The following is a 23,879-nucleotide window of genomic DNA, read 5'->3' as shown; positions in this document are numbered from 1 at the left end:
TTCCAGTAAAATATAAATCAGGGACAAATTTTAATATCCAACAATAAGGATTTATGAATTATCATAAATCCTTATGGCAGCTTGTAATAAACCCAAGGCTATTTCCTTATTCGTTTCTTTATACTTTAATTGTCTCAAAGAGTATGAATATAAGCATGCTGCTAGTTCTCTGTTACCAGCTTGCACACGCTGCCCCCATGCTCTGCAGAATCTAATATCTTCTGCGATTGGGCAGCCCTCTAGGTAAAGCTCAAGATTTTCCCAGTTATCAATATTACCTTTAGTCGGCCAATCATATTTGATCGTTGCAGGGTGGAATAGAAAGCTACATTCTAATGTTATTGGATCTATAGTTAGTGAACCTTCAGATACATCACCATAGTCAATTAAAGTTGCTCGATTACTTACAACATCAATAAGGATGTTTTCGCCGTGTAAGTCTCCATGTAAGCATGATATGTTCGCTTGGACATTGTGTTCTTCAAATGAATTAGCCCAATTCAGTTGATACTCATTGATCAAATCTTCATATGTTTCATCACTGACCAGTTTTTGCCTTATCGTTTTGATTTTAATGCGCTTTTGAGAAAAAGAATTATGCCAGTTATCCATCATGGTGCTAACGAAATCTCTAATTTCTTGGGACATAAACCCTTTTTCTACCGCCTTGAAGAATGAATAATTATAGTCGGCAGCAAGACTGTAAAATACTCCTGAGGTAGATTTTGCTGAGAACTTGATATGCTGAAGTTTTCTTGGCGTAACTTCAGGCCTCAACCTGTTTATTTTGCTATCATAATTTGACGCATCTTCATCAATATCTTTTTTAGGGCCACATTTTGCAATTGCTCTATGTAAAGTAGAACCGCTCCCATCCATAACATGTAGGCCATAAACTTTTGCATCTGATAATCCCCCACCAATTTGAGTCACTTGAGTATTAAAACCACCTTGTTTTTTTGTAAAAACTCTGATCAATCTGTCATGTTCTATCGGTAATTGTTGAAAATCGCAGTTTAATTCAATATCAGATAGGTTTAAAACAGCTGTTACTATTTCAGTGGCTTTAGCTCTCAATGCTATCATTTCAGTTTTTGTTAGATGATCTATAGTTGGTCTAGCAATTCCTTCAGCCCAAACATCAACATTGTGAGAATTTCGTAGAAATTGTGTCATCATTTCTACTGTACTAGTTCCAGTCAATATAAGGAGAGGCGTTCCTTGTGAGTACTGCTGGCAAAAACCTAAGACAGCAAGTCCATTTTTAGGCGATTTTTCAAAGTTATCATTTATTGTCGGGATATTCAGATCGAGAGTAATAAAATCAAAAAATTGATTAGGGTCTTCTAATGTTGCAAAAGCTTCATCTCTGCTCTTTGCATAAGTAATGTCAATACATGAACTTATATCATAAAAAATACTAGCGATATAGTCAGAAACTGTAGGTTCATCTTCAATAATTAATAGTTTAAAATTATGATTAGACATTATAATTCACCCATCTGATTACGAGCTTGGCACCACCTGATTCAATGCTTGATAACTCCACTGTCCCCCCTAAATTATCTATCGCTTGGCTCATGATTCCCATACCAAACCCTGTATGACCTTGTTTATTTGTATTTCCAATCTTGAAAGCTTCTAAAGGGTTACCACTAAGTCCTATGCCTTCATCAATAATTGATATCCAATATTCTTCTTTACTTGCTCCCCAAGATATTGTGATGCTCCCGTCTGGGAAGAGGGAAAGAGCCTTAAGAGATTCGTTGCTATTTCTAATACCGTTAGAAATAGCAAGTTTAAGTAGAGCTGGATCTGAAGTAATAATAAAGGGTAAGCTTCCTTCCAAATTTACCCTGATTCCTTCCTGAACTTCTTCGGCGACTATATCTTTGATCAATTGAGCTAAGTCAACCTCTTTGCTATCAGGTGGACTAGTGGACTTTCTTAGTTGTTCAATAGCTCTGAATATCTGCATTAAACTATTAATACCTTTCTTAGATTTACTGGACTCAAAGGAAGGAACTTCTAAGTTTAGAGTATCTTCGAGAATTCCAAGTTTCGGAGCTAGTTCATGTAAAATCACTCCTGAAAACTCATCTATCGCTTCAGCCTTCAAATATCTTTTTCTTTCAGCATCAGTAGCTTCATCAACTTCTATGTCAGAAGCTATCAATACGCTCTGATCAAGTTTATTGATGTTATTTAGGGCTTTATCCAATGCTAGTTTTACATGTCTAACTTTCTCGATTCTTCTCTGTAAGTGAAGTTGTTCACGGGCCCTTATATCAGAGTGTTTAATAAAAAACGTTGCAGCATTGAAGCGTTCCATTGTCGTGGCTGATGACAATGATGCTAAAGCTTCGTCAAACTGCTTATCCATAAAATGATGACCTTCTTGCAAATGCATCCCTACCACCTTCCATAACCTTAGAGATGGCTTCAACTATCATTGGCTCGTCTAAAGCGCCTTCTGAAACTACATACCCTCTAGTTCCATCAGAGTTTAAATGTATAACTCCCGCAGCATTACCAAGAACAGGAACATTTGCATTGTGGGTAGTAACAATAACCTGACCTTGTCCAGCTCTTCTTGTGATTGCTGAAATCAATGTTTCTACTATAAACGCGTTATCTATATGATCTTCGGGTTGATCGACAATTAATACTGTGTCTTTATGCTCTAAGACTAATGGAAGAATTACTGTGCAGCGTTGGCCTGTTGAAAGTTCACTAAAGTCTTTAAATTCACTTCCATCCAACAACTCGAATTTTATTTCATCTTCCAATGAAACAGTTGCAATTTTATCAACTGACAATTTTAAAGAGCTTATTACTCGATAGGCTCTTTCAGTTGATATAGATACTAAAGAAGTAAAGTCATCTGCATTATTAGTCTCAATAATATTGAGTAAAGCTCTTGGAGGAATTGATTCAGCTATAATTGGTGCTAGGTCATTATATTTAATACCACTTCCCTTTAAGGCATTAATTATCTCTTGCTGATAATCAGCTAACTGGCTAGCTTCTTCTATTGATACTCTAATTTTTGGTGACAGAGCAGTAGACAATGCCTGACATATGAGAGATCGCTTCATAGAACGTTTTGAACGAGTCTCTTCTAGCTTATCTAGAATAAGATTTCGTTTAAGTTGAAGTTCTTTAATTCGTTCATTCGTTTCAGTGGAAACAAGCGCTATAGATTCCAATTGTGAGATGTCGTTTCTAAGTATTTGGCATTTCCTTGAGACTTCTCCATAACCTTTTTGGATCTTATCAACTTCACTTCTTAGAGCTTGGCCTTGATTAGTTATCTCACTGATAGAGTTGTGACTTTGAGCAATCTTATTGGTTACAATTTTTTGTGCGTTTTGGATATCGAACAAGGCCGATTCAATTTTTTTAGTGGCTTCTTCCTTTAGAGATATTACTTCCAATAAAGGGTCTTCTGAAGGGTGGTGCCACTTATTCGTCTCTTGATTTTTGTTGAGACTTTTCGTAAGTATTGAATTCCATTCTTCAAGACTATGTAATTGGTTTGATATGTAGTTTACGATAGCTGATTGAAGAGTGTATTCTTCGCCTAACTCCTTTAATTTATTTGACTTTTCAGATGCTTGATTAGATACTTCAGATATTTTTTTCTCTTCCATTTCCATCGCTTGAAGCTGTTGTTTTAAACTTGGAAGTTGTAGCAGCTTATCTTCGGAATCAGTAATAGAATAAGTCATTGAAAGAATTTCAGTAGAGTATGACTCAATTGAGGCTATAGCAGAAAGCTCGATTTTTTCTAACTCTTTTAAACCATCAACAAATTCATCTATGAGTTTTAATCTTCCGCTCGAAACAAGTCCTATGTTTTCTACTTCAGTTTGGGAGAAAATCAGAGGAATATTAGGAACATTATGCATCGGAGGCGTAGTATCACCTTCAGAAGTCCGAGAATACTTCATATTTTCAGAACCATTAGACAGCGTTACTGTAACTTGCCCATCTTTTAATACTGATTTCGCATGCCCTAGGGCCTTTGCGTGAGAGTCTGCAGTATGTCCTTTGATACCTAAACAATATCTTATAAGTTCAACAAACGTAGATTTTCCAGTTCCTCTGGCACCTATTATTGTATTTAGTCCATTTTTTAGGTTTACGTCCAAACCATCAAGAAAACCTCCCTCAATTTGGAGTCTTTCAATAAAAATCTTGTCCATAAATTCCTTAGCCTTTGCTGGTTGTTAATAGAGACTACGGCTATAAAGCCTTCGAATATATTATTACATATTTAACTATATTTAGCTTAGGCTATTGATAAAATTCACTTTAATTTTAATAAGCCACCGCACATCTACCTACGTAATAAGGTTATATTGACTTAAAGTCTTGTATTTTTGATTGGTAAAATTTCAGCTTCTACAGTGGTGCAAATTTACTTTAGACTAGCTTACTTATCTTCTTTGGAGTACCTCGAAAACTGTAGCTTTTGTAAATGCTGATTTGAACAAATTCTTCAATCCACTCTATGACATTTTGAGCCAGCTTTCTTTATCAATACATGGTGGAGATTAATGTCATTATCTATTTGATGTTTGTCACTAAGTTAGCACATTAGTGGTGTGGATCTCAGTCCAATATCCTATATCAGTAAGTTTAGTTCGGCGTCCTAAATGAACCGTCCTGTGCGGAGCCGCATACAGGGTGGGGTTGGAGGTTAGATACCTCCGGCTACCCGATTAGCCCATCAAAATACCTACGCAATTGCCGTAGGAGGCTCCAATGGATCACGCTGCGGACGAGTTCTCACAGGCTTGGTGTCAATTCGCCCCTCATGCGGTCCCATTCTTACGCGACCTGTCTGATGATCAATATCGATAGGTTCTCTTTGTGGTGGGCTTTGCCTTGGTTTAGGCGCGCTTACTTGCAATTGTTGAATTTGGTTCTCAGCATCTCCATTAGCAGCTTTATCAATCTCATTAGCTTCCCGATTAGCGAGCAGTTTTACACCTTGAGTGAGTAGTGATAGCCCAGTAAAAACTCTCCCTACTGGATGGTTTTTGACTAGCAAAGTAGCCAATGTTTTTAAAGCTACACCAGTGCCCGCAACTAGGGTGCCTCCAGTCCTCATTCTGTCGGCCTTACTGCGTGCATCCTGTCTTCTTTCTCTTCCAGTCAACTCTTTTCGATGTGAAGGCACAGCTATTTCCTCGCAATCACGTTTAAATGAATTATGACATCTAACACGCCGTCAGCAGACATAGCATCTTTGTTAAACATAGAAAACTTTTCTAAACGTAGTTGCCATTCGCGCCGCGGGTCTATGCCTTTAATTCTATAATTCTTTGCCATTCGCACTTCTGTGCCGTCGTAATCCCCTGGCACCGAGCTAAAGTACAACTGCGGCAAATTGTAACTAGGCGAGTCGTCTTCGTCTCCAAGTTGAACATAGTTGACAGAGCTTTCGAGCGATACATGCCAAGCATCAACTGGCATGTTGTTGTCATTTGTTGGATTGTACGACGATTCTTTATCAATAACCTGAATACCTATGTCATGAAGATAAACGCGCTTATAATCAGAAAGTTCTCTCACTCTACTCAGATCAAAAATGGGAGTCAGGTTGTTGACATGTGTGTTCCAAACTGTGTTGGCAAATGAATTACTAATTAAGGCGGGCACGGACTCTGAAGTTCTAGCGTGTTTAAGACTAATTTTTATAACTGTATTGTAGTATTTCGTAGCGGAAGATTTGTATCTATCGCCTAAAATGCGTAGTGATTCTCTAACTTTTTCAATTGAGTCCCTTCCTTCATTAAACTCTAGAATTTCCATTGAAAAACCAAATAGTAAGCGCGCTCCTAACTTCGCTGCTTTCGTGAGATGAAGTAACTCCTCAAGCTTCTTTGTAATCCTTAACTCTAAAGATTCTATACGTGTAGGATAATCAGATTCTTCATAAATCCCCTGAATGCCCGCTTTTTGTTCCGTACGTAGTGCGAGGGAATAGTACATATAATCTAAATGCCTCTGAACTATGGCATCATGATCATCAATAAGAAGGTCTAATTCTTCCAAAGTCGCATAAGCTGCGCCTAAATTGTCATCAAAAGCGAATGGGTTAATCCAAGGCGGTAAATTAGGTCCGCTTATCGCTGACTCAAATACTCCCGAAACAACATTGGAGTTTGGATTGTTCGATTCTGAGTGGAAATCAAATAAGGATGCCAAACGCGCCATCTTCTCATCTTCGATAGGTGAGTTTTGCAAGCGAGATTTAATCGCATACATTATTTTAGATTCGATGTTTCCTGACATTTCATTGATCTCCTATTTAGGTTTATTAGTTGATGGCGTAGTTCAACAGCTTATTGAACGGCTAGTCAAATAAGGTCGGCAATTTAAGTATTGATTAATATAATCCCACCGTTGCAAAGCGATAAGTGATTCGTAAAGCCCCAAACAAACCGAGATAGCTAAAGTGAAGTGCTCATAAAATCAGCAAGTAAGTTTATTTAATATAATAAAAAATTAGATAAGTTTAATCACATCGTTAATAATCACTACTTTAGACTTACTTATTGGACTATTCGATTTAAATTAAGCCATAACGCATTATAACTGTATATAAAACCAACTCATTAACTTAGGCAATAACAATGATCTGTGTAGAAGGGCAATATCAATTAGTTTTTATATGGGAAACGAAGGCAAGCACAGTTAAATAGAGCTTTAGTTCTAAGTAACTTTGGGGCATAACCTCGTTAGCACTTAATGTGCGGCACACTAAGCCATTTAGTTGTGTATTGCGGTGTCAGTAAATCCCTTCGCATTGCCCATTTATGCTCTATACCTTGTGCAGCGAGAAACATCGTATCACTGCCATAACGTTGATTGATGTGATCTAGTGCCAGCATTAATGCTGGCTTGGCTGTCGGGGGATTAAACAAATCAAGTTGGCTGTACTGTTCGCTAGCTAAATCGATTAGGCCAATACCTATCTTGTAGTAACGAACACCATCACGAAATAACTTTGGAGCAGTTTCACTCATAGCTTTGGTTAGCTCGACGGTGCAGTTAGTAGGGCAAGGGAAATGCACTATAGCTTTGTAACTAACAGGACGTTCATCAAAGGGTGAGTTGCTAGCAAAAAGTAGCATGGTCTTGCAGCTTGAGCCTTGCTTACGCGCTTTACTAGCTGCAATACCGACATGCTTGCTCAAAGCTTGTAATAATGAGTCAAAGTCGGTTATCCGCTCCCCTACACTCCGCGTTGAGAAAATTTGCTTTTTATCAGCCCTCGCTTCATCCCACAATTTACACACTTGTCCGTTAAGTTCACGAACTGTACGCTCGACTTCAATACTGAATTGTTTTCGGGCTAGCCCAGGTGGCATACACGCTAGTTGATAAGCTGTATGGATATTCATTAATGCTAGCTTCTTACTAATCCTTCGCCCAATACCCCATACATCCCCAACAACAAGTTGCTTTAGGATAGCTGTTCGTTCGTGGTCGGTGTTAATCACACAAACGCCATGGTAACCCTTAATCTTCTTAGCGGCATGGTTCGCAATTTTAGCTAATGTCAGTGTTGCACCGATCCCAACACAAACAGCTAAACGAGTCTCCTTCCACACTGCACGGCGTATTAACTGCCCTTGAGTGCTAAGACACTTGATAGCTGGATAGCAGTTCTTAAACGAGAGAAAGCTCTCATCTATACTGTAAATGTGTTGCTCTGGCGCAAAACGGCCAATGATATTCATCATTTTGCTAGATAAGTCAGCATACAACTCATAGTTCGAAGAACAGACAATAACACCTCGTTGAGCACAGAGTTCTTTAACTTTAAAGTAAGGCAAGAACTTCTCAATTCCAGCTTCTTTAGCCTGCCTATTAGCAGCCACGATACAACCGTCATTGTTACTTAACACAATGATTGGCTTACCGCGCCAATCAGGACGAAATACCTGTTCTGCACTGCAATAAAAGCTATTCGCGTCGACTAGGGCAAACATCTAATGCTCACACAGTAATGGACTTTGACGGTGGCAACGAATAGAGCGAGTCACTACCCCTTCAATGCTAAATTCATCATGTTCATGAATGGTTACTGGCTGGAATTGGTGATTAGAAGAAAGGAGTAGACGGCGTTGAGAATCAAGGATCTTGCAAACAAACTCACCGTTAAAATTGGCAACTATGACATCTCCATTTCGCGCTGTTTCATGGCGATCAACAATGAGCACATCACCATCAAAGATACCAACGTCCTGCATTGAATCGCCTTGAGCGAGTCCTATGAAGGTTGCGCTAGGATGCTCGATAAGGAGATCATCTAAGCTCAGGCCTAACTGACTGTATTCAACTGCTGGGCTCTCAAAACCTGTGATGCCTGCATGAGCAGGTATAGGGATAACACGCATATCAATAAACCACTGTAATTATATACAGCAATTATAGGCGAAGAATGACTGCTAGCAAGAATTATTGAGCGGTCTCGATGTAACACCATTGGTTCTTTTCTTTATCGAAGGTCACGTTAATGCTCATTGGGTCGGTATAGCCTTGTTCAGCTCTGAGGGATGCTATCTCGCTTATCTCTGCTAAGTCATCTATACATTGGGGCTCCATTAATTGGAATATTAACAAGGCTAAAATGCCAACCAAGGAAAACAGAATTGAGGTGATTAGAACTCGTATAGGCCTGAAAATCATGTATTAGCCTTCCTTAGCCAGAGTATTGAAGTACCTTTTGTCAATATTGACAATAGCAAAGATTTTTCTTGGTGCAAGTCGTCGATGAACCTCGTTTTTCATCTAAATACGAAGCAAGAAAAATCTGGTGTTCAGCTTACATACCCTCACTATTTGTTGTATTTCCGCCCCAACTTAGTCTGTCCTTGAACTGTCATTTCGAGTTGATAGTTTTCTTGGGTTTCTTGCGCCGCTTAGTTAGCCATCGATTAGACATATCTTTTTGGCGCATTCCATTACACAGCCTTATATGTCGTAATCTAGCTCTTTCTTTCTTAGTGCTATTTGGATTTTGGGAGCCGTAAGTATTTCCAGCCGTGATATCCGTTACCGTTATATATCCAAAATTATGAAGCTGACGAACCAAATTTGTAAGCCCTTGGGATGTTAGCTTCATCCCCATGATTGTTGTTAACATTGATAAAGACGGGTAATAGCCATCATTAGAATAGAATATTTCTTGCTCAAACGAATCTTTGGAACCTATCACCAAACAGTCAAAATAATCTCCATTTGACTCAATCACATCTCCGTACACCAACGCTGGACAAAACTCAGATAAAGATGTTGAAAAAACCTTCCCGCCATCAGAAAGTTCCTCAAAAAAATAAATTGCTAGCTTGACCTCTTGCAGTGTTAAGTGGCCATTAAACAACACATTACGAATAAAAATATCCTCACCAAAATCTGGTAAAGAGTGAAAATCGAATACCCCAATCGAAGTGTTTTTACTGTGTGCCAGCAGCAAACGACGAGGTACAGACTCACTTACTAGTTTAATCGGATTTTCAAACGTTCCAATTCTCTGTTTCACAATCAAATCCCCCAATATAAGAATGTTTAAACATTCTTATATTTTAACTCAAAAAACAACTGCCTTGAAAGCCTTATATAGTGCGGCTTTCAGCCGGTACTAGCTCAACAAATTCATCGTCTTGAAAAAATTTTAAAAGAATAAACACAGAAATCACCTAAAACCCTTACACAGCAAGGGTTCGAGAGAAGCCAAAATCAAAACATCATTACAGTAAAAGAATAACCGCCATTTTGAAATGATAGCAGTACCCCAGACGTACGGTTTGGGTTCTGAAGAGAAGTATTTGAATGAAGAAAGTAGAGCTAAAAAATATCGCGGGGCCAGCAAATCTGATGATCCTTATGTCCATCAGATTTACTTCAATGGACATTTTACATGAGCCCACAAGTGTTCGTCAATGAATGTATACAGTTCCGCCTTGCAACTGCGAGCTCGCAGTTACGAGTAATAATAATCAATAAGTTAGTACATCAATTTAAAGACAAAGCGACCAAAAACTTTACAACCACGATTGCAGAAAAAAGTGATTCAGTGATGAGAAATCGAATCTGTAAATCAGGAGATCGGTTAAAGCCGATCACACAAACAGATCCAATAGGAGATTTACAATGACTAAAAAACGTAAACAAATTCAAGATGCAAAAGCATCAACAGGTAAGCCCGCTAAAAAGGTAAAAAACAAACTCGCAAAGGAAAAACACAAGAAGTCTAAGAAAAAATCTACATCGGTAGCAATCGTAGACAAACACGTTCTCCAATCTAACAGCTCGAATAAATCATTTCCAAAATCGAAGTTGGTATCAGCATTATTCAACGGCGAAGACGATTTGAAATCCGCCTTTGACGGTGAATTTAAACTCTCTCGTGATCACGTTGAACAGTTAAATATTATCGTTAACACATCGCAAATTGAGCTCAAGCAAGCACTATTCATCATCTATGAAAACAAAGGTTATGAAGCACTTGGTTGTGATGACTTTAAAGCCTATGTCAATAAGTATCTCACTCTCTCGTATGACGCCGCGCTTAAACAAGCTTTAGCAGCAAAAGTGGCATATGTCATTAACGGACTGGATGCTATTGGTTTCTTTAGTGACAACTCAATGCTACCAATGAAGGATTTGTCAGACGTTCAAATTAAAAATGTGGTTGAGCAGATTGAAGAAGAACACGATATGGACATTACTATCAGAGGTAAATATACCCGCAAGATGGTTGAAGCCGCTATGCGTGAACTTGGCCTACTCGATAAAGATGATTCAGATGAGGGTCTTGAAGTAGTTGAAGATGAAGAGGATGCTGTTGATCAAACGGATGATGATCTAGGTTTTGATGATAGCGACGATGAAGAGCTAGACTCTGATACCAGACCTGTTGCGAAAGCTAACATATCAACCTCTAAGCAATCATCAAAGGCTAAACAAACCTACATTGAGGACTACATTGAGGACGTCGTAAAAAGTGAATGCCATCGTCAATTCCTTGAACAGTTCAATATTGAGGCTAACACAAACAAAAGTAACAAAGCTATCTTCACTGCGTTTATCAATACTGATGCAGGCAAAAAATCTGAGGTAGTCACAAATGCTATAGATCTGCTCTGTACACACTTAGTAACGTTATTTAAATCTAATCTATCGGATACATCGGAGGCTCAAGATGAATAAGCTCTCCAAATTCATTAAGCAGGTACTGTTAGACAAACTGGTGAATGTCTGTGACTGCTTAGACCGCTATGACGCGATTTTTCGTAATCTATTAGTCATAGGCGCAGCAATTGTCGCTCAATATGGGCTAGCCCAGTCTCAAGCAATGAAATCATTAGGTGGCTATCGCTATAGTGTCAAATTGCTATTGCTAGCGCCCATTGATTGGGTGAAACCACTAAATGGAATTGACGAATCTGTAAATGATAACAAGAAGATCGGACGTCCATCTGAAAAATGGCAGTTAATCGTCAAAATCGTCGATTAATTGAGTTCCTGATGGGGAGGATGACCTCCCCTACATCTAATACCGTTTACAGAGAGAATTATTATGAAAAACAACCCAATCAAATCAGCTATTAATAGTACTATGTTTAATGATTATAAGTACTTACCTGAGAGCATTAGTAACAATGACATTCACATTACAATAGATAACTTCTTAGAAGCTATTATTCAGTATCGTTATAGGCATAACAAATTTGTATCAGAGTCTATGCACAGGCGTATTACAGAGCATACAGCGCTAAATGTAATGGATACTAAAGCGCTGATATATGCCTTGACGCATGCCACTGTAGGTAATGTCATTGATAGCACTAAAGGTCTGCATTTTCAGAGTCTTTTGCTGGCATCTCAATTAGCCAACCCAAAAGCATGGGCATGTTATCCCATCATCGATAAATTGCATATTACTGTGGATGTAACACAAGAGGAGGTTGATGACTTATACCTCCAATCCCCTGCAATCTTTAAAGACAGTCAATTTCAGTGCTCTAAGACAAGGCCTAAGCGCCAAGATGGGCAATTCTATACTGATATACTGACATTCTCGTTGAAGACTGATAAGACTGCACAAATACGCTTGTTCTTTGGTGATAATGCGAAACAACGCGAAAGACCGCAAAATAAACTAGCAATTGAGTTTATTCCTTCTAGGTTCAAACCTAAAGAGGTAAAAGATTTTTTCAGACGTTTAAAGCGATCTAATTGCATTAAAAAATATAAGGTGAAAATGCAGGAGGCTAACGTCAGCCGTTGTGATGTCGCCATTGATTTTTTACTCGTTAACACACCACTGGTGATTGTGGATAAGTCAAAAGCTCAGAATTTTAGCAATCACAGTCGGCATGAGATGAAAAATTTGCGTTTTGTTCAAACGATATATATATGCAATAAATGTAGTAGTCATATCGACGTATATAACAAGCCAGAAAAGTTGTTAGAGCTTCCTCTCAAAAAGGTGAATCAAAGAGTGCCTTTGCTTATTAATAAAGAAGGGGTGCCATTAATTGTAACACGTTTCGAAAATGTCTATCGACCTCAACAATCGGGCACCACATTATTACTAAATAACTTAGGTAAAATGAGATCGCTGTTTCAATCTGTTCAAATATTTAACCCAGACTTACTTGGAAACTTCGATGGGATAGAAAAAGAGCTAGTGTTCAGAAATGGAGTAATGGTCTATTTGAAAAGTAAAGATAATGCCGCTTTTACCGCTAGAAGAGAAATGCTTAAACGTCATACGATGTTTATCAATCATGGCGCTTTTGAGTCAATGCAAGAGAAGGTGCTCCGTAAATTGAGAAAATGCATCATATTTCCAGAAAAAGATCGTAAATAACCGTATCAAAAACAGCGGCTGAAATTTAGTCTGAAAAGTGATATTATTAACGTGTTTCTAGTATCACTTTTCCCTTCTAGCTCAACCCTCTAAACACAATTCGACTTAATACACTTACTGGAGTTTTCAATGACTACAGCGACCCCGTTCGCGCTGTATTTGAGCCGCCTGTCTACTAACAGTCAGCGCTCTATCAGCTCACAGATGCGCAGTATTGCGCGATTAATGCAATGGCAAGAAGACTGTCTCAACGACAAGCTATGCCAGATTGACTATCAACAAGCACTACAAATACGTGCGGTAATGACACATGCAAAATGGTCTGCTCGTTCGATTAACCGCGCAATGATAGCGATAAAGAATATCGTTAAAGTAGCCGCCTTAATGAACCAAGCTGAGTTATCGCAAGTTGCTAACTTGGAGACAATTAATCAGGTCAAGCATGGACAACATCAAGGTACACCGTTAAGCACTGAACAAGTAACGGCTGTACTCACCTATTTTAAAGATAAGAAAGGCACATTCGCTGCACGTAATCTCGCGATATTTAGCATGTTCTTAGGCACTGGACTTCGCCGTAGTGAGCTATCTGCACTCATGTTTCATGACTATGATGCAAACCTCCACTCTTTGACCGTAGTTGCGGGTAAAGGCAATAAAAGCCGTACTTTGTTCTTACCTCAATGGGTAGAGCAAAACCTCATTTTATGGCTCAAGCTGCGCAGCAAACAACAAGGCTATTTGCTGTGTAAATCAACACTAACAGGTAAATTAAGACTGGCCGAACCAACAAGTCCAACGTCTTTGTATCGATTAGTTAAAGATACCCTCTATGAGCTTGGAGTAGACAATGTATCGCCTCACGATTTACGCCGTACCTTTATTACCCGCTTGCTTGAGCAAAATGTCGATATCAATACGGTTAGGCAAATGGCGGGACATGCTGATATCAGTACGACCACGATTTACGATAAACGTGACCATGAGTTTATGAAACAAGCCGCGGCAACGCTTGATTACACCCCTCCAGAGAAACACCTTAAACGGGGGCGTGGAAGCCAATGATAAAGGTGAAGCCCAACAATAAAAAGTCGAATCATTGTTATTATCTGGCGACTCAAATTGCTGAGGATTTATTACTTTCAGCAGCAGATTACCGCTTCGAATACGTGCCTTCTTATGTTATTAGCTCACTGGTCGGGATAAAGCTGCAATATGGTATCAACTATGACATAGACAGCACGCTTGCACTGTTTCCGATTAGAGATAGCCACCCTGCTATGACAGAAACCGTTAAGCACAATGCCTTGTTTCTATGTGACTTGTTTAAGCTTAATCCTGCCATGCAACCTGTCATGGTGCTTATCATTGTGATGAATGCTAATCCGGGGTTAAAGGAGTTACTAAACCTGTTAGCAGACTACGATGCCGATATTCTGATTCAGGCAATGGAACAAGATACAGGATTGGACTGTGATGCCATTCTTACGCAGCTCCAACCGCTAGTCGTTAATCGCTTTATTGAAGATGCCTTATTTCATTTACCACATGTATTAAGCATCCCAGAGCCATTTCGGGTGTTACTGGTGAGTGAAAAAATCACTAGTAGGGAAGCCTTTCTTGCACCGATATTGAAACGCAGTCCAGTAGCAAGGTTCACACTGAAACAGTTCGAGCATGTGAATGCTGATTTAGTGTCTCGTTATCTGAAGGCCGCCAGTAAGCAGCAACTCACAGGGGTTAATATTCTTCTCTATGGCGCTGCGGGCACAGGAAAAACAGAACTATCACGAACGCTAGCTAAAACGTTACGCCGCAATTTAATCGAAGTACAAAGCCTACAGTTTGAAGATGGCAAAGTGACAGGAGAATTTCTCAGCAAAGAACCAGCAAGCCTGCGGCTAACCTATCTTAACTTGATGCAAGGCTTACTTGGTGGGTCAGATGAAAGCCTGTTATTGATTGATGAATGTGAAAGCGTGTTTAAGCATGCCGATGAGCATTACTCAAAAGAAGGCTTAATGCGCTTACTTGAAACGAATCCCGTACCTGCTATTTGGATAACCAATCATATATCTATGCTTGAGCCCAGTTTTATACGCCGCTTTAAACTGGTAATGGAAATACCTGTACCTGATGAAGCGTTTAGCTTTGCCATGAGTAAAAATATACTGAAAGCATTAAAAGTATCGGATGAATTTAGACTGATACTGGCAAGTAAATCCAATGCCGCACCAGCGTACATAGCGAATGCGGCTCATGTTGCCAACACATTAACGTTGACAGGAGAGCAAGCTGAGGAGGTGGTACTAGATGTCATTGAAGCGACCCTTGATGCCTGCGGTGAAGAGTCGCCTCCATCTAAATATGAAGGACAGCTGATATTTGACCCAAGTTGCTTAAACCTTAACGCAATTGACGGACAGGATGCGCAAGCCTTAATTGAGGATATTGACAGTGCCATAGCCAATGGTTTACCTGTCAGGGTATTACTCAACGGCCCTCCAGGCACAGGCAAAACGGGTTGGGTACATCACTTAGCTGAAACGCATGGTATAGAAGTGATGCACATCAAGTGCTCAGACGTTCTAAGCAAGTATGTCGGTGAAAGTGAGCAGAACATTGCAGCGCTGTTTCGTGAAGCGCACAGAACAAAGAAGCTAATGCTCTTTGATGAAGTCGATAGTTTACTGAGCAAACGTGAAAGCGCTCAAGCGCAGCATGAAGTCCAGCTTATCAACGAACTACTGTCTCAGCTTGAATGCAATACTCAACCCGTCTTCGCTGCAACCAATGCACTGACAGCTATCGATAGCGCTGTGATGCGCCGTTTTGACTTTAAGCTGACTTGCGACTATCTCACTGAAACGCAACGTCATACGCTCTATCGTCAAGTGTTGGGTATCACTAAATTAACCAATGCCGAGAAAGACCAACTTCAAGTGTTGCAACAATTAACCCCCGGCGATTTCGCCATTTTATCAAGACGTATGTTATTTCAACCTAACCATAATCACAGAAGTACGGCTATCCCGCTACTCACAGAAGAAAACAACCGTAAACAAACACCACGCCACATCGGCTTTATCCGCTAAACCCACCTATCTAAGGAATGTAAAATGACAACATTATTGAGTTCTCTCAAGGTTATCGCTCGCCCTGAAATTGCCATCAAGCCACCTATTATTAGTAAGCGATTACGTTTAATAGAAAAGCTGGAACAACAATTAGACATGGCTGAATGCATGGTTCAGGGCAAAGAGTTTGAAGCCTACCGTGAAAAAATGGTCAAAGACCCTGAAACAGGAGAGCGTAAGAAGGTACGCCGACGTTATAACGTTCGCTCTTGGTATTACGATAATGAACAACATTACTACTTTGAAGTTCGTATTAGCGGCAAACCTATCGAGTTAGTGAAAGATAAACCTGCTATCGATGTGGGTGATAAAGCCAAACTGCCAGACACCATCAAAATCGTTATTGATGCAGTGGAAAAAGGTGAGCTAGATGAGTTTCTACTTGCTCCACCCTCTAAGTTTCCCAGTAAGAAGGTGAAAGCCAAAGAGGCCGCTAAGCCCGATGTTGCGGCAAAATCCAATACACAATAACAATGTTTGAGGGGGAAGCCCCCTCGACTTAACTTGTTTTAGTCAGAGGCAAACTCATGGCAATTATTCGCGAAATAAACGTTAAGTATCAGTTTAGAGAAACCAACTGCGAACAAGCGGAAAAGACACTCACCAGCCCAGATGAAACCGCAAAGATATTCGACTATCTCAAATATGAAACAAAGGAAGTCTTCATTGTCGCCAACCTTACTAATCAACGAGCCATCAATTGCATAGAAGTTGTGGCGACTGGATGCATTAACAGCGTTAGCATGCGGCCATCGGAAGTACTTCGAACCGCCGTCATATTGAATATGCCGGGGATTATCCTTGTTCATAACCATCCTTCAGGCGACCCAACACCGAGCACAAGTGACCTCAACTTTACCAATATGGTCATTGAATGCGCCAAGGTACTCAATATTGAAGTTGTAGACCATGTGATTATTGGCCTAAACCGCTTTACCAGCTTACGCCAAACACATCCCGACCTATTCTAAAACCTGTGAGATAAACAATGAATACCATTAACAAGGAACTGGCTTTGCCTGCCTCCGATAGCTTACTGCTGCCACTAGAAAAGCTAATTAGTAACACCCCTCATGATGCTTTAACTATTAACTTCCGTGATCCCAATTACAGCGCAGAACATGGCGGTTTTCATCCCGTAGAAATGAGACTAGAAAGAAAAGCTGAACAGTGGACGTTGTGTTACATCACTGAATTCTGTTTCGTTGGTCAGGGAAGCGGTTATTCGGAGTTGGTTAAAGAGTTGGATTTTGACTTCAGCTTTGGTGTATTTCAAAGCATTAATGGTGAGATTTTGATTGAGGCTGCGAAGGAGTTCTATCCGATTTGGGAACAAAACTTCGTGTGCTATTGGCAGGATTTAGACACGTTTGAAGTTAGTATCACAGCAGATTAACGAATCGACCTTTTTATGGAGGTAAACATGTTAATTTGCCGACTAAAGGATGCAAATGCTTGCTAACGGCTTACAACAACAAACTTGTATCATTTACCATTGAATTATAAGCATAAAAAAGCCCCGTTCAATTAAGAACAGGGCTTTAAATAATGGTACCTGAGGTCGGACTCGAACCGACACGCCGCGAAGCAGGGGATTTTGAATCCCCCATGTATACCAATTTCATCACTCAGGCAAAGGCTTTCAAGCTACATTTAGCTTTGCAAAGAAATCTAAAACACCAAATATCTTTGCAAAACCAAACCAATTTCATCTTACTTTAATTATGTAATTTTAGCCTGTTTATAACCCATATTCGTTGGGAGGCATAAAATCTTATAATTCAAAAACTTTGCAAATCTTTGCAAGGATTTTGCATGTTAATTATTTAGCATTAACGTTTTACTTCAACAACTTACTTATACCAAGCTAGTACACACTGTGATTTTTGAATCCCCCATGTATACCAATTTCATCACTCAGGCAAAGACTTAGTAGCTATGTTAGCTTTGCAAAGTAATCTGAGAAATCCAAATATCTTTGCAAAACAACACTCGTAATTTAATCCTAACCAAACAATACTTTTCGTAACAATCATTGTCACGATTAAGTGCTGGCGATTATACCGTTGCATTTAATAATGGCAAGCACTTTACCTATTATTTTCTATAAAAAACACTCAATTGGTCAAAAGTCATTCATCACCCTCTATTGAGATGGATTGTGTTTTTTGTGAGCTAATTGGCAATTTTACACTAAGTTAACATCATGACGGCTGAAGATTGATCAAGATCAGTATAACGACGTTATTTTGACTTTATGATGATCACGTCTTCACAACCTAAAGGATAAATATCATGGCATTTTGGTTAGATTTAATGTTTGGTAACGCAATAGGATTACTTTCTATGATGGTAATTTTTTGTACCTTTGGAATAATGTCTTATCTAATGTGGATGTTTATTGTGAAGTCTGCACCTACTAAGTGAGTCTCTTAATAGGTTAAGTTTTTTACTGCTTATTATTCATATCCAATATGGATACTTCCTTGTGAATGATACATTGGCGACAAAACACATGATGTGTTTTTATGCCAGAATGGGGGCTGTATACGCCCCCATCTTTTTTATTCATCTACAGCACTATTTTCCGCGCTATTACACTGCATGCTTACGTGATTGAATCAATCCATTAATAAAATGTGGTCGCGTTTTAATCAGGTAACTCATTTCTTCTGCACTGGGTTCACCCGCTGGTAAACGGAGTACATCACGATTTAAATAATTACGTGCTTGCATCGAAATTTTGTATTCAGCCGTTGGCCCTTGAATCGCATAGTGACGCTCGTTTCCAAGCATTTCAAGTATGCTGGTATTAACTAAATTTTTAACCGCTAATTCATTTTGTGGCAAGGTTAAAATAGTTTGTCCTTGTAAAAAGAACTCCCGTAGCAAGGCTCTTTCAGCAGGGTCCAGTAGTTTCACTTTTGCGTCAATAGTTTCTACGGTACGTTTTTGACGTAAATATACGATGGCCTCATCGACGACAAAGGCAAAAATCTGGCTTAAAAAATATGCCACTCCCATAATCAACCCTAAGCCAATAAACTGACCATATTGATTAACGAGTTGATCTAACGATAAAAACGCCAATAAATCTTTAGGCGCAAACAATAAACTAGCACATGTTACAATAAGCCATGACATAGAACTTACGAACAAACGCTTACTATTCAATAACTTTATTGAACCTACTTTCATTTTCATCATAGCTTACCCGCAGTGTCAGATTTTTGAGCTTACTAAGGCAAAGCAAAATATATGCCAGAAAAAATAATTGATTAGCTGATATTTATTTATTTTTTCATACTATATATGGCCTATCAGGCTATGCTTGAACCAAGGTATGTAACCCAAACTAACACTGGCGAAATGCATTGTAGAATAAATACTTTCATCGGTAGATCCTCCCTATTTATAAATCACAATGAAGAAACTATGCTGATATCCATAAAACAGTTACTGCGAAGTCCAATAGCTCGAAAACTGACGCTTTCTATCGTGATCTTTAGTTCTTTAATTACCCTCGTGACGACGGCTTATCAGCTCGTAAGTGATTATCAAAGTGATGTAAGTAGAATTGATCGCGTTTTTTCGAATATAGAAGCGGTAAATTTAGAAGTGCTGGCAGCCAGCATATGGGTAATAGATGAACATTTAATCGACACGCAGCTCCGTGGTTTAAGTCAATTACCTGACATAAACTATATTTCTATCCGTGATGACACGAATCAAGAATGGCACTTTGGTGTATATAAGAAAACGGCTGTTATTGAGAAACAATACCCATTAATTTATACCAATAATGAACATATTCCTGTTGGGACACTCATCGTACAAGCTGATCTAAATGTCATATATGATCGTTTGTATGATAAAGCAATACTGATTTTATTATCCAACGCGATCAAAACCTTCTTAGTGGCTGGCTTTATCTTGCTTCTGGTGTGGTTCAATGTGACCAAACATCTTCGTCAATTAAGCCAATATTGCGATGATATTAGCTTAGACCACGACTTTACTCCTTTGGATTTTAATCGTAAGCCGCAACATGATGAATTCAGTTTGGTAGCCGATGCGGTTAATACCATGCAACGGCAAATAAGAGGCTCTTATCAAGCATTGCACCAATCAAAAATCGATCTTCAGCACGCACTTGAAGATCGCGATCGCTTACTGCTATTAGAACGCAGCTATAAAGATGAGCTCGCGCGCCAGGTAAAAGAACAAACCAGAGAACTTGAACAATCATTGCAAATGTTAAAACGAACACAACAAGTTCTGGTTGAAAAAGAAAAAATGGCGGCACTAGGTGGGTTAGTTTCCGGCGTAGCTCATGAAATTAATACCCCTATCGGTATTTGCTTAACGGCTGCCAGCTCGCAATTGTCTCACATAGAAGAGTTGATCAAATTAATCCATAGCGATGATGCCACTTTAGAACAAATTAATGGGATTTTAGAGCAATACCAACAAAGCAGTCAGTTAATCGTCAGTAATATCACTCGTGCCAGTTATTTGATCCAACAATTTAAATCTATTGCCGCAGAACAAAGCCACGAGAAAAACACCGTCTTTAATTTGAGCAATCTATTACGCGATATTACTGATTCAACATTAATGATATTTTCACCGCAAGACGTCGAAATAACCACCAGTTTGGATAAGCAGTTGCAACTTAATAATAATGCCAGTTTATTAAGCCAAGCTATCACTAATGTGGTATCAAATGCCTTTTTGCATGCGTTTAAGGATGTTTCGCAAGCGAAAATCCACATCAATGTCGTTGCTGAGCCAGACAGTATCCAAATCGAAATTCAAAATAATGGCGCGGTTATTCCTAATGACATCGTCGAACATATTTTCGAACCCTTCTTCACCACAGCTCGTCACAAAGGAGGAGTAGGTTTAGGGCTCGCGGCAGCGTTTAACGCGGTGACTCAGCTCAAGGGTAATATCTGTTATGTTGCTACGTCACCACTAGGTGGGCCAATGTTCGTGATTAGTGTGCCGAGATAACCGACAAATTTACACAACAATGTTAAGCGGGTTTAGCGGCTAATTTAGTCAGCACACGACTAACCGCAACAAACGCAAACGTTCCCGTTACCATAGTAATGGCGCCAAAACCGGAGGCGCAATCCATTCGCATACTGCCTTCTGCATTTTCTTTAGTGTTGCATACACTGCCATCAGCTTGAGGATAGACGAGATGTTGGGTCGAAAACACCGCATCTACAGCAAAACGGCGCTGAATATTTTTAGTGAAATGGTAATCTTTGCGTAATATGTTGCGCACTTTTGCCAATAATGGATCTTGTACTGTTTTAGCCAAATCAGTCACTTGAATTAAAGTCGGATCGGTTTGTCCGCCAGCACCACCTATGGTCACTAGCGGAATTTTATTACGCTTGCACCAAGCGATTAAACCTGCTTTAGGCTTTACAGCATCAATGCAGTCAACCACATAATCAATATTGCCACCTTGTGAGGCCGGCTTAAAATACTCAGCAAGATTATCTAAGGTAATAAAATCTTCTACTTCATTAACCACACACTCTGGGTTAATTTCGCCAATGCGTTTTGCCATAACCTCAACTTTTGATTGGCCAATAGTCGAAATTAATGCATGTATTTGGCGATTGGTGTTGGTAACACAAATATCATCTAAATCAATTAGCGTAATCTGCCCTATCCCACTTCTTGCTAATGCTTCGGCAACCCATGTGCCTACACCGCCAATACCAACAACCACAACATGGGCTTGCGAAAAAGTCTTTAGTGCGGCTTGACCATACAAACGGCCAACACCAGCAAAACGATGAGTATAAGATTCTGACAACATGGGTTACGCCCTAATTAACGACTATTTTCGCGGCCAATTTTATATGATTTATCCTCAAAGCTAAACGTTTGTCACAATTCACTCTAGATGAATTTGGTTAAGGGTGCATTTTGGTTTAATAACAAGCACCACATGCTCGTATTTATAGCGAGTAATTCTGCTCACTCGTTTTGGTATATGAGATATGAAACATGGGATGTGGGATAAAGTAATAATATCGGTTTATTGCTGCTTAACAGATCAAGCTGACCGGAGGATTAACACGTCAATAGTGTACCTATATCTATGGTAAACCATACCATCTAGATAGCAGGATAAAGAGCCGTTTGATAGCAATCTATTACTCAGCAGAGGCAGATTGAGCTAAATGTCTTTATGTCCTAGCGTCAATGTGTCCTATCACAACAAACATTAAAATATGCTTAATTTATAACCTCATTAGACTAAAGATATAAAAATTAACATCGAATATTCACAATGATTAAATTAACATGGGCTAACATACAATTTTGCAACTTTTTATGGTTGTGCGCTAGCCTATTTTTAATCGAATAGGAACATCCCTAAAGAGGTAGATCCACGCCATATGGTGATTTTTTTATACAAATGGTCGCAGTTATCACAGATTTATACACAAAATTTCAAGTAGGCCTTGTTTATTTGATCTAGGCCACACTCTGAAGGTATCAAATCTGTAAAAATCTGCACCAGATTGTTACAGAATTGAATCTGCGACAAACTTCACTAACTAAAACCATGAAAAATGGAATATAGAACATAACGTTCTAGGGAGCATGAAAGATGAAAAAAACCTTAATCTCTGCATCGGTAGCATCTGTACTTACATTAGTTTCTTTCGCTACACTTGCTGAAGGCCCAAGTTTCTATGGTCGTTTAGATTTAGCCGTGACTAATTCTGATAAAGGCGCAACAACTCAAAATCACAAAGAAGGCACAGTATTAGAAAACAACTTTTCTAACTTAGGCGTAAAAGGTAGCGAAAAATTTGGTAACGGTATTGAACTGTTATACCAAATGGAATTCCAAGTTGAAAATACCACTCAAACTGAAGGCAAAAATGGCAGTGACGAAGTTGTATTTAAAGCGCGTAACACGTTCTTAGGTTTAAAAAGTGACGCAGGTACAGTGTTAATCGGCCGTAACGATACTGTATTTAAACAGTCTGAAGGTGGCATTGATTTATTTGGTAACTTCAACGCAGATATCGATCGTATGATTGGTGGCCAGTTACGTAAAGCTGACGGTATTTGGTACTATTCACCAGTGATTGGTGGCTTAGTTACATTAAACGCAACTTATTTAATGGAAGACAACTACACAGATGATGCTGGTAAAGAATCATATGATGATCAATATGCATTAAGTGCAACTATTGGTGATAAAGGCCTTAAAGCACACCCTTACTATGTCGCTGCAGCTTATAACACTATTGGTGGCATTGATGCTTATCGTGGTGTGGCACAAGTTAAGCTAGGTGAGTTCAAGCTTGGTGGTTTATACCAAAACACTGAAAGCCAAACATCTGATCAAGAAGGTGATTCTTTCTTCCTTAACGTATCTTACAACCTAAACGGCGTAAACTTAAAAGCTGAATACGGTCAAGATGAAGCTGGTTTTGGTAGCTACTACAAAAATATTAAAGAAGCGACTGGTACTGACGTAAACATCACTCAAATTACTGTGGGTGCTGATTACCGTATATCTAAGTCAACCTTAGTTTATGGTCACTATGCTATGTATGAAGGCGACCATAAAGTTGGTACTGCTACAGTTGATTTAGAAGATGACAACATCTTCACTGTCGGTGCTCGTTACGACTTCTAATCATTATGATATAAGAGCTTCGGCTTAACAGTATAAATGATTAAAAATGCCAATCTGTTTAGATTGGCATTTTTGTATCTGTAATCTAATGTTGAGCTCTAACGCTTCAAATCTAATCGTGACATCCAGCACTTGAAATCCAGCTTTTGAAATTACA

21 protein-coding genes and 1 tRNA gene are annotated in these 23,879 nt (G+C 39.2%); 11 read left to right on the top strand and 11 right to left on the bottom strand.

Annotation, left to right across the window (positions count from 1 at the left end):
- Positions 1-51: 51 nt before the first annotated feature.
- The 8 genes from AAEY99_RS09390 to AAEY99_RS09355 all read right to left on the bottom strand — a co-directional run bounded on the left by AAEY99_RS09390 (position 52) and on the right by AAEY99_RS09355 (position 9,562).
- Positions 52-1,488, bottom strand: a complete 1,437-nt coding sequence (locus tag AAEY99_RS09390) for a hypothetical protein (protein ID WP_351010258.1) — start codon at positions 1,486-1,488, stop codon at positions 52-54.
- On the bottom strand, positions 1,481-2,410 hold the full coding sequence (locus AAEY99_RS09385; RefSeq protein WP_351010256.1) for a sensor histidine kinase: 930 nt from the start codon (positions 2,408-2,410) through the stop codon (positions 1,481-1,483). The genes AAEY99_RS09390 and AAEY99_RS09385 overlap by 8 nt, the downstream gene beginning before the upstream one ends.
- On the bottom strand, positions 2,376-4,208 hold the full coding sequence (locus tag AAEY99_RS09380; protein ID WP_351010254.1) for an AAA family ATPase: 1,833 nt from the start codon (positions 4,206-4,208) through the stop codon (positions 2,376-2,378). Before AAEY99_RS09380 ends, AAEY99_RS09385 begins: the two co-directional genes overlap by 35 nt.
- A gap of 536 nt (positions 4,209-4,744) precedes the next feature.
- On the bottom strand, positions 4,745-5,188 hold the full coding sequence (locus AAEY99_RS09375; RefSeq protein ID WP_351010252.1) for a hypothetical protein: 444 nt from the start codon (positions 5,186-5,188) through the stop codon (positions 4,745-4,747).
- 2 nt (positions 5,189-5,190) lie between these two features.
- Positions 5,191-6,306: a hypothetical protein gene (locus tag AAEY99_RS09370; RefSeq protein WP_351010251.1), complete on the bottom strand. Its 1,116-nt coding sequence runs from the start codon at positions 6,304-6,306 to the stop codon at positions 5,191-5,193.
- A 446-nt stretch (positions 6,307-6,752) separates the two neighbouring features.
- Positions 6,753-8,009: a Y-family DNA polymerase gene (locus AAEY99_RS09365; RefSeq protein WP_351010249.1), complete on the bottom strand. Its 1,257-nt coding sequence runs from the start codon at positions 8,007-8,009 to the stop codon at positions 6,753-6,755.
- Positions 8,010-8,417, bottom strand: coding sequence for a LexA family protein (locus tag AAEY99_RS09360; protein ID WP_351010247.1), 408 nt, complete (start codon positions 8,415-8,417; stop codon positions 8,010-8,012).
- Positions 8,418-8,902: 485 nt separating this feature from the next.
- A complete protein-coding gene (locus tag AAEY99_RS09355; RefSeq protein ID WP_351010245.1) occupies positions 8,903-9,562 on the bottom strand; it encodes a hypothetical protein in 660 nt (219 codons plus the stop codon).
- 611 nt (positions 9,563-10,173) lie between these two features.
- Here AAEY99_RS09355 and AAEY99_RS09350 point away from each other — a divergent pair.
- The 8 genes from AAEY99_RS09350 (at position 10,174) to AAEY99_RS09315 (ending at position 17,431) form a co-directional block, all read left to right on the top strand.
- On the top strand, positions 10,174-11,232 hold the full coding sequence (locus AAEY99_RS09350) for a hypothetical protein (protein ID WP_351010243.1): 1,059 nt from the start codon (positions 10,174-10,176) through the stop codon (positions 11,230-11,232).
- On the top strand, positions 11,225-11,539 hold the full coding sequence (locus AAEY99_RS09345; protein WP_351010241.1) for a hypothetical protein: 315 nt from the start codon (positions 11,225-11,227) through the stop codon (positions 11,537-11,539). The genes AAEY99_RS09350 and AAEY99_RS09345 overlap by 8 nt, the downstream gene beginning before the upstream one ends.
- 63 nt (positions 11,540-11,602) lie before the next feature.
- Complete coding sequence (locus AAEY99_RS09340; RefSeq protein ID WP_351010239.1) at positions 11,603-12,898, top strand: hypothetical protein; 1,296 nt, start codon at positions 11,603-11,605, stop codon at positions 12,896-12,898.
- Between the two features lie 129 nt (positions 12,899-13,027).
- Positions 13,028-13,963 (top strand): tyrosine-type recombinase/integrase, encoded by a 936-nt coding sequence (locus AAEY99_RS09335; protein WP_351010237.1) that lies wholly within the window; start codon positions 13,028-13,030, stop codon positions 13,961-13,963.
- Positions 13,960-15,993, top strand: coding sequence for an AAA family ATPase (locus AAEY99_RS09330; RefSeq protein WP_351010235.1), 2,034 nt, complete (start codon positions 13,960-13,962; stop codon positions 15,991-15,993). Before AAEY99_RS09335 ends, AAEY99_RS09330 begins: the two co-directional genes overlap by 4 nt.
- A 24-nt stretch (positions 15,994-16,017) precedes the next feature.
- Positions 16,018-16,506 (top strand): DUF6641 family protein, encoded by a 489-nt coding sequence (locus tag AAEY99_RS09325; protein ID WP_351010233.1) that lies wholly within the window; start codon positions 16,018-16,020, stop codon positions 16,504-16,506.
- A 56-nt stretch (positions 16,507-16,562) separates the two neighbouring features.
- The gene (locus AAEY99_RS09320) at positions 16,563-17,006 is read left to right on the top strand and encodes a JAB domain-containing protein (RefSeq protein ID WP_351010231.1); all 444 of its coding nucleotides are present in this window, start codon (positions 16,563-16,565) and stop codon (positions 17,004-17,006) included.
- Between the two features lie 17 nt (positions 17,007-17,023).
- Entirely contained in the window at positions 17,024-17,431 is a 408-nt protein-coding gene (locus AAEY99_RS09315; protein WP_351010229.1) for a DUF2787 family protein, read from the top strand.
- Between the two features lie 153 nt (positions 17,432-17,584).
- On the opposite strand, the gene AAEY99_RS09310 is transcribed toward AAEY99_RS09315, so the two are convergent.
- Positions 17,585-17,669 (bottom strand) — tRNA-Leu (locus AAEY99_RS09310).
- Positions 17,670-18,330: 661 nt separating this feature from the next.
- Between AAEY99_RS09310 and AAEY99_RS09305 the strand changes: the two genes are divergently transcribed.
- Positions 18,331-18,462: a DUF3149 domain-containing protein gene (locus AAEY99_RS09305; protein WP_101086224.1), complete on the top strand. Its 132-nt coding sequence runs from the start codon at positions 18,331-18,333 to the stop codon at positions 18,460-18,462.
- A gap of 168 nt (positions 18,463-18,630) precedes the next feature.
- Here AAEY99_RS09305 and AAEY99_RS09300 read toward each other — a convergent pair whose 3' ends face one another.
- Positions 18,631-19,242 (bottom strand): superinfection exclusion B family protein, encoded by a 612-nt coding sequence (locus AAEY99_RS09300; protein WP_101086225.1) that lies wholly within the window; start codon positions 19,240-19,242, stop codon positions 18,631-18,633.
- A 228-nt stretch (positions 19,243-19,470) separates the two neighbouring features.
- Between AAEY99_RS09300 and AAEY99_RS09295 the strand changes: the two genes are divergently transcribed.
- Positions 19,471-21,051 (top strand): sensor histidine kinase, encoded by a 1,581-nt coding sequence (locus AAEY99_RS09295; protein ID WP_101086226.1) that lies wholly within the window; start codon positions 19,471-19,473, stop codon positions 21,049-21,051.
- A 22-nt stretch (positions 21,052-21,073) separates the two neighbouring features.
- On the opposite strand, the gene tcdA is transcribed toward AAEY99_RS09295, so the two are convergent.
- The gene (gene tcdA, locus AAEY99_RS09290; RefSeq protein WP_351010227.1) at positions 21,074-21,877 is read right to left on the bottom strand and encodes a tRNA cyclic N6-threonylcarbamoyladenosine(37) synthase TcdA; all 804 of its coding nucleotides are present in this window, start codon (positions 21,875-21,877) and stop codon (positions 21,074-21,076) included.
- Between the two features lie 801 nt (positions 21,878-22,678).
- Between tcdA and AAEY99_RS09285 the strand changes: the two genes are divergently transcribed.
- Complete coding sequence (locus AAEY99_RS09285) at positions 22,679-23,722, top strand: porin (RefSeq protein ID WP_162022237.1); 1,044 nt, start codon at positions 22,679-22,681, stop codon at positions 23,720-23,722.
- Positions 23,723-23,879: the final 157 nt, after the last annotated feature.

It is taken from the genome of Shewanella sp. S1-58-MNA-CIBAN-0166, from assembly GCF_040310085.1.
GTDB lineage: Bacteria > Pseudomonadota > Gammaproteobacteria > Enterobacterales > Shewanellaceae > Shewanella.
The sequence above is the reverse complement of the archived record's forward strand: the minus strand, read 5'-3'. Positions and strand labels throughout refer to the sequence as shown.

Bases quoted from the DNA above. Each gene is read 5' to 3' on its own strand.
- AAEY99_RS09385 (WP_351010256.1), bottom strand. From the start codon at position 2,410: ATGCATTTGCAAGAAGGTCATCATTTTATGGATAAGCAGTTTGACGAA.
- AAEY99_RS09300 (WP_101086225.1), bottom strand. From the start codon at position 19,242: ATGATGAAAATGAAAGTAGGTTCAATAAAGTTATTGAATAGTAAGCGT.
- AAEY99_RS09380 (WP_351010254.1), bottom strand. From the start codon at position 4,208: ATGGACAAGATTTTTATTGAAAGACTCCAAATTGAGGGAGGTTTTCTT.
- AAEY99_RS09365 (WP_351010249.1), bottom strand. From the start codon at position 8,009: ATGTTTGCCCTAGTCGACGCGAATAGCTTTTATTGCAGTGCAGAACAG.
- AAEY99_RS09360 (WP_351010247.1), bottom strand. From the start codon at position 8,417: ATGCGTGTTATCCCTATACCTGCTCATGCAGGCATCACAGGTTTTGAG.
- AAEY99_RS09325 (WP_351010233.1), top strand. From the start codon at position 16,018: ATGACAACATTATTGAGTTCTCTCAAGGTTATCGCTCGCCCTGAAATT.
- AAEY99_RS09350 (WP_351010243.1), top strand. From the start codon at position 10,174: ATGACTAAAAAACGTAAACAAATTCAAGATGCAAAAGCATCAACAGGT.
- AAEY99_RS09315 (WP_351010229.1), top strand. From the start codon at position 17,024: ATGAATACCATTAACAAGGAACTGGCTTTGCCTGCCTCCGATAGCTTA.
- AAEY99_RS09335 (WP_351010237.1), top strand. From the start codon at position 13,028: ATGACTACAGCGACCCCGTTCGCGCTGTATTTGAGCCGCCTGTCTACT.
- AAEY99_RS09305 (WP_101086224.1), top strand. From the start codon at position 18,331: ATGGCATTTTGGTTAGATTTAATGTTTGGTAACGCAATAGGATTACTT.
- AAEY99_RS09320 (WP_351010231.1), top strand. From the start codon at position 16,563: ATGGCAATTATTCGCGAAATAAACGTTAAGTATCAGTTTAGAGAAACC.
- AAEY99_RS09285 (WP_162022237.1), top strand. From the start codon at position 22,679: ATGAAAAAAACCTTAATCTCTGCATCGGTAGCATCTGTACTTACATTA.
- AAEY99_RS09390 (WP_351010258.1), bottom strand. From the start codon at position 1,488: ATGTCTAATCATAATTTTAAACTATTAATTATTGAAGATGAACCTACA.
- AAEY99_RS09295 (WP_101086226.1), top strand. From the start codon at position 19,471: ATGCTGATATCCATAAAACAGTTACTGCGAAGTCCAATAGCTCGAAAA.
- AAEY99_RS09340 (WP_351010239.1), top strand. From the start codon at position 11,603: ATGAAAAACAACCCAATCAAATCAGCTATTAATAGTACTATGTTTAAT.
- AAEY99_RS09370 (WP_351010251.1), bottom strand. From the start codon at position 6,306: ATGTCAGGAAACATCGAATCTAAAATAATGTATGCGATTAAATCTCGC.
- AAEY99_RS09345 (WP_351010241.1), top strand. From the start codon at position 11,225: ATGAATAAGCTCTCCAAATTCATTAAGCAGGTACTGTTAGACAAACTG.
- AAEY99_RS09330 (WP_351010235.1), top strand. From the start codon at position 13,960: ATGATAAAGGTGAAGCCCAACAATAAAAAGTCGAATCATTGTTATTAT.
- tcdA (WP_351010227.1), bottom strand. From the start codon at position 21,877: ATGTTGTCAGAATCTTATACTCATCGTTTTGCTGGTGTTGGCCGTTTG.